Genomic DNA, 15873 nt, shown 5'->3' with positions numbered 1-15873 from the left:
CCGCATCGCAGGTGAACGAAGGTCGGTTGGTGCAGGTCAGGCCTGGCGCAACTGGCCGGGGTCGATCGGCAGGCTGCGGATGCGCTTGCCGGTCGCGGCGAATATCGCGTTGGTGACCGCCGGGGCTATCAGCACTGTCGAAACCTCGCCGAGCCCGCCCGGAGACTCGTCGCTCTTCATGACGTGTACATCGAACTGCGGCACTTCATTGATGCGCAGTATCCGATAGGTGTCGAAATTGCCCTGTTCGACCCGCCCATCCTTGAAGGTGATGTTCCCGAACAGCGCCGCGGTGAGCCCGAACAGGCTGCCGCCCTGCATCTGCGCCACGACGGTGTCCGGGTTCACGGCAATGCCGCAATCCACCACGCTGGTGACCCGCTTCACCTTGACCTCTCCGGAAGGCTGGACGCTGACCTCGGCCACCTGGGCGGCATAGGTGCCGAAGCAGAACGTCAGCGCCAACCCTCGCCCTTCACCTTTCTCCAGCGGCTTGTCCCAGCCGGACCTTTCGCGGAGCGTCTCCAGGAGCTTGAGCGCGCGGGGATGTTTCTGCAGCAGCGGGTAGCGATAGTCGAAGGGATCGGCCTTGGCGATATGGGCCAGTTCGTCGAGGAAACTCTCGACCATGAAACCGTTCTGCGTATGCCCCACGCCGCGCCAGAACGCGGGATAGATGCCTTCCGGCGGCTCATGGCGAACGTAATAGGCGCTGATGTTCGGGAAGGCGTAAGGCCCCGATGGATCACGGACCGCGTCGGGATCGATGCCATCCTTGAAGACCGCCGGCAGCCAGCGCGCAAGGATCGAACCGCCGGTGACCTTGTGCGTCCAGGCGACGGGATTGCCCTTCTCGTCGAGCCCGGCACTCAGGTGGTTGTAGTGATACGGGCGCAAGGTGCTGTGCCGGGTATCCTCCTCCCGGGACCAGATGACCTTGAGCGGGTAGTCGACCTGCTTCGCGACCTTCACCGCATGGGCAACGAAGTCGACTTCCAGACGCCGGCCAAAACCGCCGCCGAGCAGCAGGTTGTGCACCTGAACCCGGTCCTCGGACAGGCCGGTGATCTGCGCCGCGACGGTCTTCGCCCGCGCCGGCACCTGGCTGCCCAGCCACAGTTCGCAGCCGTCCTTGCGCACGTGCACCGTGCAGTTCACCGGCTCCATGCAGGCATGGGCCAGGAACGGGACCTGATAGACCGCCTCGACCTTCCTGGTCGCCTTCTGCATCGCAGCTTCCGCATCGCCTTCCTTGCGCGACTGCTGGCCGGGTTGCATCGACGCTTTCCTGATCTCATCGAGCATCTGCTCGCTCGATACGGTCGCGTTCCTGCCGCCGTTCCACTTGATCTGCAACGCGGCCAGCCCTTTGCGTGCGGCGCCCATGTGGTCCGCGATCACGGCCACCGAGTTGTCGGTTTTCACAACGTGCCGAACGTTCTTGACCGCCATGGCAGGCGCCGGATCGACGCTGTCCAGGGTCCCCCCGACCACCGGACACAGCATGATCGCGGCAACCTTGACGCCTTCCGGGCGCACATCGATGCCGAAAGTCGCCTTTCCGCTGACCTTGTCATGGGAGTCCGTCCGCCTGGCGGGCGTGCCGATCAGCTTGAATTCGCTTGAGGGCTTCAGCGGCAAGGCGTCCGGCAACGGCAGTTTCGCCGCGGCTGCCGCGAGCTCGCCGTAATCCAGCTTCCGGCCGCTGGCCGCGTGGACGACCGTGCCGTTATCCGCCTTGCAGCTCTCCGCCGGCACGTCCCACTGCTTGGCCGCGGCGCTGACCAGCAGGATGCGCGCCGCTGCGCCGGCCTCCCGCAGTGGCTTCCAGTTGGCCGGCACGGAGGTCGAGCCGCCAGTCACCTGGAAGCCGAGCATCGGGTTGGCGTAGCGCTTGTCGTCCGCCGGGGCATGCTCGACGGTAATCCGGTCGAGCCCGACTTCCAGCTCCTCGGCAATGAGGGCGGGCATCGAGGTGTAGGTCCCCTGCCCCATTTCCACCGGCTGGATGACGAATACGATCTTGCCGCTCGGCTCGATCCGGATGTAGGCATTCGGCGTGAATGCCGAACCCTGCGCTTGCGCCGGATTCATCAAACCCGGCAGCGAGAAACTGATCAGCAGCCCGCCACTCAGCGTGGCGCCGGCCTTGAGGAAGCTGCGGCGGCTGACGCCTTCGGATGGGAGGGAGGTCATCGGATCACGGGCACTCATGACTTGACCTCCGCGCCGGCACTTTGAGCGTTACCCGCCGCCGTCTTTATGGCTTCACGAATGCGCACGTAGGTTCCGCAGCGGCAGATATTGCCGGCCATGGCCGAGTCGATATCCGCATCGCTGGGATTCTTGTTGCTCGCTAGCAGCGACGTGGCGGACATGATCTGGCCCGACTGGCAATAGCCACACTGGACCACCTCATGGTCGAGCCAGGCCTGCTGCACGCGCCGCCCCACGTCCGTGTCGCCGACCGCCTCGATCGTGGTGATATTCGCGCCGGCCAGGCTGGCAACCGGTGTAACGCAGGACCTGATGGCGACACCGTTCATGTGTACCGTGCAGGCTCCGCAAAGCGCCATGCCGCAACCGAACTTGGTCCCGGTCATGCCGAGCACATCCCGCAGCACCCACAACAACGGGGTGTCGTCGTCCACATCGACCTGATGTTCAATTCCGTTGATCTTCAGCACCTGGGTCATCGAACCGCCCTCATCCTGTTTCGTTGCACGCCGCACTCAAGGCCGAACCACGTTCATCTTTGATTGCCGCAGCAGGGCCATGAAGGTTCTTGTTTTCCTGACAGGACCCGGAATCCGTCCCTCAGCTGGGGAAACTGCTCACGCACTTCACGCAGGGTCCCCTGGAAAATGCCAACACACAGCCTAGGCCGTGATTCCGGTTATAGAAGCGATGAACCTTGAAGAAAGACTTCATAGCCCTTATGCAGAACCGAGCTAAAGGCCTGTCGAGCGGCCAGCCTCAGGCCGCTGCGTCGCCGCTGCAATCCGGGCCGGCGACGACGCGGTTCCGTCCCTCCTGCTTGGCCTGGTAGAGGCGCTCGTCGGCCTCCCGCAGCAGCGCGGCGGGCTCCGTCTGCGTGGCGTCGCAGCAGGAAACGCCGAGGGAAACCGTGATCCGTCCGGCCGGGGGAATGTCGGCAGCCTCCAGCGAGCGGCGGATGCGTTCGGCGACGTCGGCCGCGGCGGTCAGGCTGGTGTGTGGCAGCAGCAGGATGAACTCTTCGCCGCCGACCCTGCAGGGGATGTCGCCTTCGCGGCAGTTCTGCCTGAGGAGTTCGGAAAAGGCCGCCAGCACCTTGTCTCCGATGTCGTGGCCGAACTCGTCATTGACCCGCTTGAAGTGATCGATATCCATGCTGATCACCGCGTAATGCTTCCCCAGCAGCGTCCAGTCGCGCAGGGTTCCTTCCAGCATCCGGCGGTTCGCCAGGCCGGTCAGCGGGTCGCTCAGCACCTGGTGGTTGAGTTTCCCGATCCGATCCTCGGTCAGCAGCACGCCGATGACCAAGGCGCGGCGGATGCGCCAGGCTTCCACATACCAGGCGCTCACCCTGCGGATCCCCTCGCTGTTGGCCATCGACTCGGCGTAGTCCGCCAGTTGGCTCAGCGGCTGGCTTATCCGCGAGGCCGCCCACCAGAGCAGCAGCAGGCCGATCAGGCTCAGCGGCACTATCTGCAGCACCACCTGCAGCATCAGCGAGCGCAGCATGCCCAGCGGCACGCTCATGGGCTGCTGGGAGACCACGCCCCAGCCGCCATAGGGAACGGCGGCGTAACCGGCGAGCATTTCCTCGCCCTCGCTGTTCACCACTGGCGCGGCGCCGCTTTCGCCTCGCAGCACCGCGTCCACCACGCTGTTGGAAGCCACTTCCTGGCCGATCCGGTCCGGGTTCGGGTGGAACAGCAGATGCCGGTTGCCATCCACCAGGTACAGGTAGGAAGCGTCCATCTGGAATTGCTGGCTGACGATCTCGTTCAGGGCGTTGGGTTTGCGCAGGTAGATCGTTCCGCCCACGAGCCCCAGGTATTCGCCGTTGGGGCCCCATATCGGCTGCGAAACGAAGACGATGAGATTGCCGACCAGCGAGCTGAACGCCGGGCTGATCATGGCTCGCCGGGCGGCGAGTGGCTGTGTCGAGCGGAGGGTCTGGCCGTTGACACTGAGCTCCCTGGGATGGGAGCCGACGATGCGGCCCTGTGCGTCGGCAATGATGACGGTATTGAAGCTGTCGTCCTGCTCGGCCAGACGCTGCGCCTCGTCGGCGAGCACATCGGCGCGCGAGAAGCCCTGGCCGATGACCCGGGCGCTGTAGCCGAGGCGGTCAAGGCTGGCGTGCAGGCTCTGGCCAATGGTGAGCGCCACCTTGGCGGCGTAGGCGCGATTGGCTTCCAGGGCATTGTGTACCAGGGTTTCGCGCTGAATGCGGTAGGTGGCATAGAGGTCGTTCAGCAGCGTCGCCAGGATTGCCAGCAGGGAAAACAGCAGAATCAGCGTGCGCAGATTGATTTTTGGAAGCGGCCCGGACGGCATGGTGGAAGTTGTTCCAGAAGAGCTTGGTCGATGGGGACAGGACACTGCGCTTCCGACGCGCTCGCTGGGCTCCTTGCCTGGGTTGGCGAAACTTGCCCCCGCATCGCCCTATTTTATGTAAGGAGAATGAAGGCGGATAGCCATTATCCGGCCAACGGATCGAATCTGAGGCGGATAATCCGCCGCGCACTGGGTCGGGGATCAGGAAGACCGGGTGAGACTTTGGGGACAGATGCCGGGGGACGAGGGTGTCTGGCGTATGGATCGCGCTCACCATGAGGAGCACGCGGCCTGCGCCGGGCCCTCGCCATGCCTTTAGGCCGGCGATGGCGAGGGGCGCAGCGTTCGCAGGTCTACGCCAATGCCAGGACCTGCCCATCGGCGGGAATCAGCAGGCGATCCTGTACGCCGGCATGGATCGCTGCCTGCCTCAACTCCTGGCGGGTGACAGGACAATGGTTGATGGCTTCCAGGTGATTGGCCACCACGGTCCCCGTGCTCAGCGCCACGAACTCGATGACGTCGGCCTGCCCCATGATGATGTCGTCGCCGACATCGAAGCGGGCACCGCCAGCCGGTATGACATTCACCTGCGGCTGGTGCTGGTGCACGAAATCACGGATCTCCGGAGTCAGCACCGTGTCGCCCGCCAGATACAGGCTGGGCTCGCCGGGAATTTCGATCAGATAACCGACACCGTGCTCCATCAGGCGACCGACCAGCCCCCGGCCATGGGTGCAGCGAACGGTACGGATCGTGCCGTCGAGAAACGCGACAGGCTCCCCATGCCCCTCCGGCAGCGGCTGGACATTCAGCCTCCGCTGGGCCAGATAGGCCGCATCGTGCGGCGTGCAGATGACCGGGATTTGCCATGCCCGCAACCAACTGACGGCCGCCCGATCCAGGTGATCGAAGTGCCCCTTCTGGCAGTGCGTGATCAGGCAGTGAGTCACCGAACTGAGCGCCGCCTCCGTGGACTCCGGCAAATCGACGGTAGGGTTGCGCTGCCGTGCGGAAAACAGCCTCAGTGGCGGCAGTGTGCCTTTGCCCGCCAGCATCGGGTCGACCAGGATGCGATAGGGGCCCAGTTCGAGAATGATGGTGGCGTTGCGGATCTGCTGAATCTTCATCATGAAACCCTCGTCAATGGTGGCTTCATGGTGCCAATCCGGAAGACCGTCCATAATGGCAGGATCAGACATAATCGGTTCATTTCCTGCCATGCCCGATACACTGCGAATCGGCCTTGTCCTCTATCCAGGCTGCATGCCGGCGGGGCTTCTCGCCTTCGCCGACATGCTCCACGCCGCCAATCGGCGAACCGGCCGGCTGCTTTTCGAGGCCCGCTACGTCGGCGTGCAGAGCGGCACCGTCGTGTGCGCCCACGGTCTGGCGCTCAGCGCAACTCACGGCATTGCCGAGATCGCCCCGGACGCGCTGCTCATACCCGGCTTCTGGGCCGAATCCGCGCAGCAGGTCGAAGCGGCCCTGGCCGCCAACGGGCCATTGCTGAAGGCCCTGGCACGGCTCGACAAGCGCTGCGCAGTCTGGAGCTATTGCACGGGCGTAAGCCTCGCCGCCGCGTCCGGCCGCCTCGACGGCGAGGCTGCGACGGTGACCTGGTGGCTGGCGGATACCCTTCTCAAGCGCTATCCCGGGATTCGCTGGCAGAGCGAGAAGAACTGCATCTTCACCGAACGAAACGCCACCGCCAGCGGCGTCAATGGTTACCTGCCCATCGCCCAGACACTGATCGAACAGCACGTCAGTCCAAGCGCCTTCCATGACCTGATCCGGCTGATGGTGCTGCCCCGCCCCGCCCAGGCACAGGACGTCTTCCAGTCCCTGAGCCTCATCGAGCAGCCCAGCGAGTTGCTGCGGCGGGTGCATGGCGTCGTGCAGAGGCTGCCGGCGGACCAGCTCACCGTGCACAGGCTCGCGGACGAACTGGGCATGTCCGGACGCACGCTCGCGCGCAAGGTGAGTGGAGAAACCGGAGCGCCGGTGGCCACCTACGCGCGGCGCATCAAGCTGAACCAGATCAGCGAGCGGCTGACCCTCACCTCCACGCCCATCAAGTCGATCAGCGACGACCTCGGTTTCAGCAGCGACTCCAACATGCGGCGCATGTTCAAGGAGGTCACCGGCTTGACCCCGACGGAATACCGGGAGCGGTTCGCCCGGTTCTGACCGGCGGATTCCGGCAGCTCGAACCACGGCGGCGCCCCCGGGATCGCGAGCGGCCGGGCACGGCCACTGCCTCAGATGCGGAAGCTGCTCACCAGCTCGCGCAGACGCTGCGCCTGGGCCTCCAGGTCGGAACAGGCCCGCAGGGTGGCCTGCAGGTTCTCCACGCCTTCCTGGTTGAGCATATTGATCTCGATGACCTCGCGATTGACCGTGTCCACCACCGAGGTCTGCTCTTCGGTGGCGGCGGCGACCGACTGGTTCATTCCATCGATTTCGCCGATCCGTCCGGTCACGGCCAGCAGCCGCTCGCCCGCCTGGTTGGCGATCCGCACGCTCTCGACACTGCGTTGCCGGCTTTCGGCCATGGTGTCGACCGCCGCGCGCGAGCCGACCTGCAGCTCCTCGATCATCCTGTGGATTTCCTGCGCGGAGGACTGGGTGCGATGCGCCAGGTTACGCACCTCGTCGGCGACCACGGCGAACCCGCGCCCTGCCTCCCCTGCCCTCGCCGCCTCGATGGCGGCATTGAGCGCCAACAGGTTGGTCTGCTCGGAAATGCCCTTGATGACGTCGAGGATCTGCCCGATGTTGGCTGTCTTGCCATTGAGCGTTTCGATATGCCCGCGCGAACCCTCGATGCTCGCCGACAGCTCGTTCATCGCGGCAATGGTGCGTTCCACCACCTGGCGCGCCTCATCCGACTGCACCCGGGCATCCGAGGCCCCGGACGAGGCATCCGCGGCGTTATGGGCGATTTCCTGGGCCGCGGCGCCCAGTTCCTCGATGGCGGCCGCAACGCTGGTGGTGCGGGCCGCCTGGCTGTCGGACTTGGTCAGCGACGAGTTGGAAGCCTCCAGCACTTGCCGGGCGACCTCGCCGAGGCTGGAGGTGGTGGTGGCAACCTCGCGGATCGAGGCATGAATCCGCTCGACGAAACGGTTGAAAGCGCCGGCCAGCCGGCCGAACTCGTCGTTGCTGCGGACCGACAGGCGCCGGGTCAGGTCGCCCTCGCCATCGGCGATGTCCTGCATCGCGCTGTCCATGGCGCGCAGCGGCTTCATCAGCAGGCGAATCCACATGCCCAGCAGCGCCAGGGTGATGAGCACGGCAACCAGCGTGGCGATGATCGCGGAAACACGGAAGTCGGTCAGCGCGGCATAGGCCTTGGTCTTGTCCAGCGAGAGCCCGACGTACCACTTCACCGACGGCAACCCCTGCACCGGGACGAAACCGACCAGGCGGGTGGCGCCATTCTCCGTCACTTCGCTGAAACGGTCGTCGAGGGATGGCGAACCCGCCGGGAAGAGTTCGGCGAGGCTTTTGCTCACCCACTGCTTGTCCGGGTGGACGAGGATCTTGCCGTCGGCGCTGACCAGGAAGGCATAGCCCATGCCATCGAAGTCCTGCGCGTTGATCATCTGCGCCATCCTGTCCAGGTTCAGGTTGACGCCCAGCACACCGAGCGTCCGCTCGCCGGAGCGGATCGGCGCGGCCTGGGTGATCACCAGATAATCCGTGCCAGCGCCTATATAGGGCGGAGTAAGCGTCGGACCGCCCTTCAGCGCGTCCTGATACCAGGATCGCTGGCGGGCATCGTAGCCATCGGGCATGGTCCGGGCGGGATGGATGACGAACTCGCCGCTCTCCCGGCCGACGTAGCTCGCCACGAAGGTGTCGGTCAGCGCCGGGGACTTCAGCAGGGCCAGCACGCGCTCCGGCGAGTCGTCCGCCGCCATTGCCTGGGCCATCCCTTCCGTCAGCAGCAGCCGGCCGGACAACCAGCTCTGGATGTTCAGCGCGAGCACCTGGCCGATGTTGCGCAGGCTGTGTTCGACCTCGTAGCGGATCTCGTTGCGCTGGCGGTAATCGTTGTAGCCGGTGAACACGACGAAAACCAGGATGATCACCGCGGAGGCGGCCAGCAGGATCTTCTGGCTGAACTTCATCGACAGGGTCATGGCGTATCGATTCCTCATGAGAAACGCTGGGTGACAGGCGAGGCAGATCCCGGCCGGAAAGCCCGGGCACCAACGCTTCGGGCCTTTTGTTGGATGACCTCGGTAATATCATGTTGATATTACCGAATCAGCATTGCACCGCGAGTCGACACGGCATCCGCCAGCCGTCAACCCCAGCAGTCGGCGAGCATCCTCCGTTGCTCCCGATGAGCCGCGTCCTGCACCGTCGGCACCAACTGCACGCCGGCACCCGGCTGGCATTGCGCAAGGCGCGCCACTGCCGCCGGCGTCAGCGCGCCGAGGCGCGGATACCCGCCGATGGTCTGACGGTCATTGAGCAGGGCGATGGGCTGGCCATCCGGCGGAACCTGCACGGAGCCCAGGGCAATGCCTTCGGAAATCATCGACTGTCGACGGCAGGTGAGCTGCGGACCGAGCAGACGCACGCCCATGCGGTCGGCACGGGTATCCACCGTCCATGGACAGTTGAAGGCATCGAAGAGGCTGCTGGCGGAAAAGTCGCCGACCTGCGCGCCGAGGATCAGCTCCAGCCGAGCCGCTCCGGTGAAGTCGGGAATTCGCGCACGCGGCATCTCGCGCAACCGTTCCCCCTCCCCTTGCCAGTCGAGCACGTCGCCTGCGGACAGGGCCTTGCCGTCGGCATTCAGGCCGCCGAGCCGCTCGCGCGACACTGTCGCCAGGCTGCCCAGTTGACGCGGCGCGCGGAAGCCGCCGGGCGCCGCCAGGTAGGCGCGCACACCCTGGCGCGGATGGCTGAAGTCCAGACGCTGACCCCGGCGGACGCGGAACGCGCCCCAGGCCGGCAGCGGCTGACCGTCGAGCCTGGCCCCCAGGTCGGCCCCGGCGATGGCCAGGGCGCCATCCTGCCGGCAGGTCAGGCTGAACGCTCCAAGACCGATCTCCACCACGGCGACGTCCAGCGCGTTGCCCAGCAGCCAGTTGGCCCAGCCCATGGAAATCCAGTCCAGCGCGCCGCCCTGGGTCACCCCCAGGTGACGGCAGCCGAACCGGCCCCGGTCCTGCAGATGGATGAAAGCGGTGCTGCTCTCGATCAGAAGACTCACGGCATATCCTCCAGCGGCGTGTCATCGCCGCCCAGGCGAACGAATTCGGCGTGCCCGACAGGTTCGAAGCGCACCCGGTCGCCGGCCTGGAGCAGGCTGTAGCCTTCGAGGCCGAGGTCGAACAGACATACCGGCGTGCGCCCCAGCAGGTTCCAGCCGCCCGGACTGGCCACCGGGTACACGGCGGTCTGACGCTCGGCGATGCCCACGCTGCCAGGGACGATGCGTTTGCGCGGCGTGGCCAGGCGTGGCGTGGCCAGGGCCTCCTCGACCAGGCCCATGAAGGCGAAGCCGGGCGTGAAGCCCAGGGCGAATACCTGATACTCGCGCTGGCTATGGCGGCGGATCAGTTCCGCCACGCTCATGTGCTTGTGTTGCGCGAGCATCTCCAGGTCAGGTCCGACGCTCGGCGCGTACCAGGTGGGGATGACGTGGCTACGCCCCCCGGCATGGGTTTCCGGCTGCAGGTCGCTCAGGGCATCGGCGGCCAGTTCTCGTGCCTCGCCCGGGGCCAGGTGCTGCGAGTCGAAATGCAGCAGCAACGTCGTGTAGGACGGCACCAGGTCGACCAGCCAGGAACCGAAGCGCTCGCGCAGGCGTTGGCCCGCGGCGAGCATCCAGGGCATGTTGCTCTCATCGATGCTGTCGAACAGGCGCAGGATGAAGCTGTCCATGGCTGCCACTTCGATGCGGACGCGGGGCGTGCTCATAGGATCTCCAGCGCCTGGCGGATGCGCCTGACCGCGGCGACCGAGCCGGGGTTGTCGCCATGCACGCAGAGCGTCCTGGCCTCCAGCCGCAGCTCGCTGCCGTCGCTGGCTACAAGCGCTTCGCCACGGGCCAGGGCGGTGGCCTGGGCGACCACCTGCTCCGCGTCCCGGTGTACCGCGCCAGGTTGGCTGCGCGACAGCAGATAGCCCTCGCCGTCGTAGGCACGATCGGCGAATGCCTCGAACCACAGGGTCACGCCGTGTTCGTCGCCGACCGCCTGGGCGGCGCTGTTGTCCCGCGTGCTCAGCAGCATCAGCGGCAGTTGCGCATCGTAGGCCGCCAGCGCGCGCATCACGGCTGCGAGGAGGTCCGGATCGCGCATCATGTCCTGGTAGAGCGCGCCATGCGGCTTCACATAGCTCACCCGGGCGCCCTGGGCCCGGCAAAGGCCATCCAGGGCGCCGAGCTGATAGAGCAGCAGGTCTTCCACCTCCGCCGGCGAGCAGGCCAGCGAACGTCGGCCGAACCCCTGCAGGTCGGGGTATCCGGGGTGAGCACCGATGCTCACCCGGTGCTGCACCGCCAGCGCGATGGTGCGCCTCATCACGCCAGGATCGCCGGCATGGAAGCCGCAGGCGATGTTGGCACAGTCGATCAGGGGCATCACTTCGGCATCCAGGCCCATCGTCCAGGCGCCGAAGCTTTCGCCGATGTCGCAGTTGAGCAGCAGTCTGTTCATGTCCGTTCTCCGGGCAGGGCCCGCCCTACCACAGGGCCAGGCTGTAGCTGAGGATCAGGCGGTTCTCATCCAGGTCGTTACCGAAGTTCGAACGCACCGTGGCGTTGCGCCACTTGAGGCCGACGTTGCGCAACGGGCCGCTCTGGATGACGTAGCCGATATCCATGTCGCGCTCCCATTCCTTGCCCGAGTTGCTGTTGCCGACCCGCGCGTTGTCACCGGCGATATAGCGCGTCATGAAGGTCAGCCCCGGGACGCCGAGGGAGGTGAAGTCGTAGTCGTAGCGCGCCTGCCAGGAGCGCTCCTGGGTGTTGGCGAAATCGTTGATCTGCACGAAGTTGACCAGGTACGGGTCGCTGTTGGCGATGTACGGGAAGGGGTCGTCGCCGTCCATGCGCTGGTAGGCGGCGCCGAAGGCATGGCCACCCAGGGCGTAGGTCGCCATGGCGCCCAGGGCCTTGTTGTCCAGGTCGCGGAAGTTGCCATCCTCGGTGCTGCGGGCGTAGCGCAGGTCGAGCTTGAGCGAACGCTTGCCGGCCATTGGCAGCAGGTACTGCAGGCCGCCGTAATACTGCTTGTAGATGTCCTCGAGGTTGCCGTAGTGCAGGCTGGCGGTGAGTTGCCGGGTCAGCCGGTAGTCGCCGCCGGCGAACACGAACGAATCGCTGCTGCCGCCGATGCGGTTGGCGGACATGTCGACGTAGTCGGTGGAGCTGTTGAACTTGATCTGGTCGATCTTGCCGCCCTGCAGGGTCAGGTTGTCGACGTCCTGGGAGGTGACCATGGCCCCGCGGAAGGTGCCGGGCAGCAGGCGCGTGTCGTTGTTCGACACCACCGGGCTGCGGAATGCCAGCGAGCCGACACGCGCGACCGACTTGCCGACCCTGGCCTTGGCGGTCAGGCCGAGCTTGGAATACTCATCCTGCGAGCCGCGCCCATTGGCCGAACCGAGATCGGCCGGGAGCAGGCCCGTCCCGCCGGTACCGTCGCCCCCGTCGAGCTTCACGCCGAGCATCCCCAGTGCGTCGAGGCCGACACCGATGGTGCCCGGGGTGTAGCCCGACTCGAAGCGGAACATGAACCCCTGCGCCCACTCTTCGGCCTTGTCGCGCTCGCTGGTTGGCGGGCCGTTACGGAAGTCGCGGTTGAAGTAGAAATTGCGTAGATCCAGGCTGGCCTTGCTGTCGGCGAAGAAGTCGGCGTGGGCGATGCCCGGCAAGGCACTGCCTGCGATGAACATTCCGGCGAGGCGCTTCAAGGGAGTCATGCGGTGTGGTCTCCTGGCTCCGGGACACGCGGCAGGAGGCATTTGCCTGCCTGGCGGCGCGCATTCCCGGATACGGTTGTTGTGGTTGTTTTTCGCTTGCTGGTTTCCCGGCCGCCGGGCGATTCTTAGGAGGTGGCCTTTTGCTGTCCAACGAGAAAATCCGGCCGCACGCCATAAGAATTTTCCGTTGTCCCGGCAGTCGCCGGATGCGTGAGGCTGGCGCACCACCTGAATTCCACGCCAAGGCGTTTTTTCCTGGAGCGACATTGCGGCCAGGCACCGGAGGACTTTTCCCGTGAACATGCGTTTTCTCGAAACCTTCGTCTGGGTCGCCCGGCTGAAGAGTTTCCGTCTCACCGCGGAGAAGCTGTTCAGCACCCAGGCCTCGATCTCCAGCCGTATCGCCGCGCTGGAAGACGAGCTCGGCACCCGCCTGTTCCTGAGGGATTCCAAGGGCGTCACCCTGACGCCCGAAGGGCAGCGGATACTCGAGTACGCCGAGCAGATGATGGACACGCTGCAGGCGCTGAAGCAGTCGATCAGCGATGTCGGCAACCTGAAGGGGCTGGTGCGGCTGGGCGCGATGGACTCGGTGATCCACACCTGGCTGAGCCTGTTCGTGACGCAGTTGATGGAGCGCTATCCGGGCGTGGAGATCGAGCTGACCGCCGACACCGCGCGCAACCTCAACGAACAGCTGCACAAGGGCTACCTCGACGTGGTGTTCCAGACCGACGTGGTGCGTGGCGATAGCCTGCGCAACCAGGCGCTGGCCCACTATCCGGTGGAGTGGATCGTCTCCACCAATTCGCTCTACCACCGTGCCTACGGCTCACTGGAGGAGCTCACCCGGGAGCGCGTGGTGACCTTCTCGAAGAACTCGCGGCCGCATCAGGACATCCTCAACCTGCTGCACAGCGGCAACATCGCCAATCCACGCATCAGCTGCGTGAACTCGGTGGCAGCCATGACACGGCTGATCCGCGACGGCTTCGGCATCGGCGCCCTGCCCGCTTCGCTGGTCGCCGAGGAACTGGATAACGGCAGGATGACGGTGCTGGAGAACGTGCCCAAGCCGCCGGCGCTGGACATCATCGCCACCTGGCGCAGCGGCGTCGGGCTGGGGCTGGTGGAACAGGTCGTGCGCCTGGCCCAGGAGGTCGTCCAGCAGTACGCCGAGCAACTGGGCCCGCACCGCGTGACACTCGCCCACCAGGGCGAGGCAGCGGATCTGGAGCGCGCCCCGGCCCCGTAATAATGAGGAAGCCCCGCAGGCGCAGGGCTTCCTCGTTCATGCCAGCGGCAATGCGCTACATCAGCACGTACAGCAGCACCACGTTGCAGGCGAGCACCATCAGGGCGGTAGGCACCTGGGCCTTGATCACCGCGTTGCGGTCCGGCAGGTTCAGCAGCGCCGCCGGTATGATGTTGTAGTTCGCGGCCATGGGCGTCATCAGCGTACCGCAGTAGCCGGAGAACATGCCGATGGCCGCGACTACCGCCGGGTTGCCGTTGAAGTGGCCGATCAGTACCGGCACGCCGACGCCGCCGGCCATCACCGGGAAGGCCGCGAAACCGTTCCCCATGACCACGGTGAACAGCGCCATGCCGAGCACGTACACCAGCACCGCGGCCAGCCTGAAGTCCATGTCGATATAGGCGGTGGCGACATGGGCAACGGCCTTGCCGACGCCGGCGTCGTTGAACAGCAGGCCGAGCATCGCCAGCAGTTGCGGCAACACCAGGGCCCAGCCCAGCGCCTCGGTCAGGCGCCGCGACTCGCGCAGCCCCTGCAGCGGACCTTCCCGGACCATCCAGCACGCCATGCAGAAGGCGACCAGGCTGCCGATCCCCAGGGAAACGAAGGTGATGTTCTTCGGGTCCAGCAAGGGCACGCCGGCAATCGAGAAATCCTTGACGACCAGGGTGCCGAACACGGTGACGACCGGAATGGCCAGCGCCGGGACAAACAGCCGGCTGCCCAGCCGCCGCGCGCTGGCCTGGCGTTTCTCCGCAGCCAGCTCGCCATAGCGCCCCAGGCCGACGCCACCGAATCCGGCGATCAGCGCCATGAGCAGCACGCCTCCCCCCACCAGCACCGGCGGCAACTGGTCGCCAACCAGGAAGGCCAGGGCAAACAGACTCCAGAACAGGCCGGTGCTCCAGCGCTTGCCATGCTGCTTGTCGGCAAAGGTCATTGCCGCGGTGATGGCCAGAACGACGCCCGCCAGCCAGTACAGGTATTGAATCGAAAGGATCATGGCATCACTCCTGGATCGCGGCGAACGACTGCGGTTGTGGCTGTTCGGGGGAGCGCGACTGCAACTGGCGCTCCAGGCGGGCACTGAATCGGCGTATGCGCGCGGCATGGATGAGGAAGGCGCAGATGGCCGTGGGGATGCCCCAGACCGCGATGTGAATCGGCTCCACATCGATGCCGTTGCCCATCAGGAAGGTATGCATCAGGGCGATGGCGCCAAAGGCGACGAAGATGTCTTCGCCGAAGAACAGCCCCACGTTGTCGGTCGAAGCGCAGAAGGCATAGAGCTTGTGGCGGAGCTCGTCGGGCAGCTTGCCGTAGCGGTTCTCCACCGCGCCCTCGGCCATCGGCGCCAGTAATGGACGCACCATCTGGGGATGCCCGCCCAGGCTGGTGAGCCCCACCGCCGCGGTCATTTCCCGGACGAACAGATAGAAGACCAGCAGGCGTCCGGCGGTGGCGGTCTGGATACGCGATATCCAGTTCTGCGCGTGCTCGCGCAAGCCATGCCGCTCAAGCATGCCGATGACCGCCAGGGGCAGGAGGATGATCAGGGGAAGCGTGCGGGTCTTGATGAAGCCGTTGCCGATGGACGCCAGGATCGCCTCGACGGGCATGGCGGCGGCAAGGCCGGTCACCACGGCTGAAAGAGCGACTACCAGCATCGGGTTGAAACGCAGGACGAAGCCGATGACGATCACAAGGACGCCAAGCAGCGGCCAGAGACTGACTGCGGTTTGCATAGGGAACTCCCGTGCGCCACGCAGGCCAGGGCAGAATGGCCGCGCGGCAGGTGGGAAGCGTCGAAGCTTCCCTTTCTTGTTTAGGTGGACGCCGAAGGGCGCTTGTTCTTGTTTTCCTGACTCGACGCCCATGTCGGCACGGGGGTGCTGGACAGGGCAACCGGCCCACCGTACAGGATCACGGTTGACCGATTGACGTACTTAACGAAAGACACGCCCAACTCGTCCAACAAATAAAAATGTTCACCCGCGATATGGAACCCTGAGATGGCGGGTTCACCCGGATCAAGGGATGCCAAGCCGGCAACGGCCCCTCGATGACCGGGCAAGCGCGGCGCACAACCGGCGTGCAACCGCGATAAGATCGCTCGA

General features: G+C 65.5%; 13 protein-coding genes and 1 pseudogene. 2 read left to right on the top strand and 12 right to left on the bottom strand.

The features are described 5' to 3' along the window. Window positions 1–36 precede the first annotated feature (36 nt). The 4 genes from AC3B6A_RS13520 to AC3B6A_RS13505 all read right to left on the bottom strand — a co-directional run bounded on the left by AC3B6A_RS13520 (window position 37) and on the right by AC3B6A_RS13505 (window position 5678). On the bottom strand, window positions 37–2214 hold the full coding sequence (locus AC3B6A_RS13520; RefSeq protein WP_488403416.1) for a xanthine dehydrogenase family protein molybdopterin-binding subunit: 2178 nt from the start codon (window positions 2212–2214) through the stop codon (window positions 37–39). After that, window positions 2211–2696, bottom strand: a complete 486-nt coding sequence (locus AC3B6A_RS13515) for a (2Fe-2S)-binding protein (protein WP_488403414.1) — start codon at window positions 2694–2696, stop codon at window positions 2211–2213. Before AC3B6A_RS13515 ends, AC3B6A_RS13520 begins: the two co-directional genes overlap by 4 nt. A gap of 280 nt (window positions 2697–2976) precedes the next feature. Continuing rightward, window positions 2977–4548 (bottom strand): GGDEF domain-containing protein, encoded by a 1572-nt coding sequence (locus AC3B6A_RS13510; RefSeq protein ID WP_488403412.1) that lies wholly within the window; start codon window positions 4546–4548, stop codon window positions 2977–2979. A 353-nt stretch (window positions 4549–4901) separates the two neighbouring features. Next, window positions 4902–5678 carry an MBL fold metallo-hydrolase gene (locus AC3B6A_RS13505; RefSeq protein ID WP_488403595.1) on the bottom strand — a complete coding sequence of 259 codons (777 nt, stop codon included), beginning with the start codon at window positions 5676–5678 and terminating at the stop codon, window positions 4902–4904. Between the two features lie 91 nt (window positions 5679–5769). On the opposite strand from AC3B6A_RS13505, the gene AC3B6A_RS13500 reads away from it, so the two are divergent. Beyond that, window positions 5770–6738 carry a GlxA family transcriptional regulator gene (locus AC3B6A_RS13500; RefSeq protein ID WP_488403410.1) on the top strand — a complete coding sequence of 323 codons (969 nt, stop codon included), beginning with the start codon at window positions 5770–5772 and terminating at the stop codon, window positions 6736–6738. A 71-nt stretch (window positions 6739–6809) separates the two neighbouring features. Here the strand turns inward: AC3B6A_RS13500 and AC3B6A_RS13495 are convergent, their stop codons facing one another. From AC3B6A_RS13495 to AC3B6A_RS13470, 6 genes and pseudogenes are all read right to left on the bottom strand, one after another. Next, on the bottom strand, window positions 6810–7598 hold the full coding sequence (locus tag AC3B6A_RS13495; RefSeq protein WP_488403593.1) for a methyl-accepting chemotaxis protein: 789 nt from the start codon (window positions 7596–7598) through the stop codon (window positions 6810–6812). A 114-nt stretch (window positions 7599–7712) separates the two neighbouring features. Further along, window positions 7713–8684 (bottom strand): annotated as a pseudogene (locus tag AC3B6A_RS13490) (cache domain-containing protein); the annotation flags it as partial. A 179-nt stretch (window positions 8685–8863) separates the two neighbouring features. Then, window positions 8864–9781, bottom strand: a complete 918-nt coding sequence (locus tag AC3B6A_RS13485; RefSeq protein ID WP_488403408.1) for a 5-oxoprolinase subunit C family protein — start codon at window positions 9779–9781, stop codon at window positions 8864–8866. Next, window positions 9778–10491, bottom strand: coding sequence for a 5-oxoprolinase subunit B family protein (locus AC3B6A_RS13480; protein ID WP_488403407.1), 714 nt, complete (start codon window positions 10489–10491; stop codon window positions 9778–9780). The genes AC3B6A_RS13485 and AC3B6A_RS13480 overlap by 4 nt, the downstream gene beginning before the upstream one ends. Next, window positions 10488–11231, bottom strand: a complete 744-nt coding sequence (locus AC3B6A_RS13475; RefSeq protein WP_488403406.1) for a 5-oxoprolinase subunit PxpA — start codon at window positions 11229–11231, stop codon at window positions 10488–10490. The genes AC3B6A_RS13480 and AC3B6A_RS13475 overlap by 4 nt, the downstream gene beginning before the upstream one ends. A 25-nt stretch (window positions 11232–11256) precedes the next feature. Then, window positions 11257–12498: an OprD family porin gene (locus tag AC3B6A_RS13470; RefSeq protein ID WP_488403405.1), complete on the bottom strand. Its 1242-nt coding sequence runs from the start codon at window positions 12496–12498 to the stop codon at window positions 11257–11259. 295 nt (window positions 12499–12793) lie between these two features. Here AC3B6A_RS13470 and AC3B6A_RS13465 point away from each other — a divergent pair, with 295 nt between their 5' ends. Next, window positions 12794–13753: a LysR family transcriptional regulator gene (locus tag AC3B6A_RS13465; RefSeq protein ID WP_488403403.1), complete on the top strand. Its 960-nt coding sequence runs from the start codon at window positions 12794–12796 to the stop codon at window positions 13751–13753. Window positions 13754–13808: 55 nt separating this feature from the next. Here AC3B6A_RS13465 and AC3B6A_RS13460 read toward each other — a convergent pair whose 3' ends face one another. Then, the gene (locus AC3B6A_RS13460; RefSeq protein WP_488403402.1) at window positions 13809–14759 is read right to left on the bottom strand and encodes a DUF979 domain-containing protein; all 951 of its coding nucleotides are present in this window, start codon (window positions 14757–14759) and stop codon (window positions 13809–13811) included. A gap of 4 nt (window positions 14760–14763) precedes the next feature. After that, the gene (locus AC3B6A_RS13455) at window positions 14764–15501 is read right to left on the bottom strand and encodes a DUF969 domain-containing protein (RefSeq protein ID WP_488403401.1); all 738 of its coding nucleotides are present in this window, start codon (window positions 15499–15501) and stop codon (window positions 14764–14766) included. Window positions 15502–15873 lie beyond the last annotated feature (372 nt).

The sequence above is a fragment of the Pseudomonas sp. B12(2026) genome, from assembly GCF_057767015.1.
Note: the sequence above shows the minus strand (reverse complement) of the source record. Positions and strands in the feature narration are given on the sequence as shown.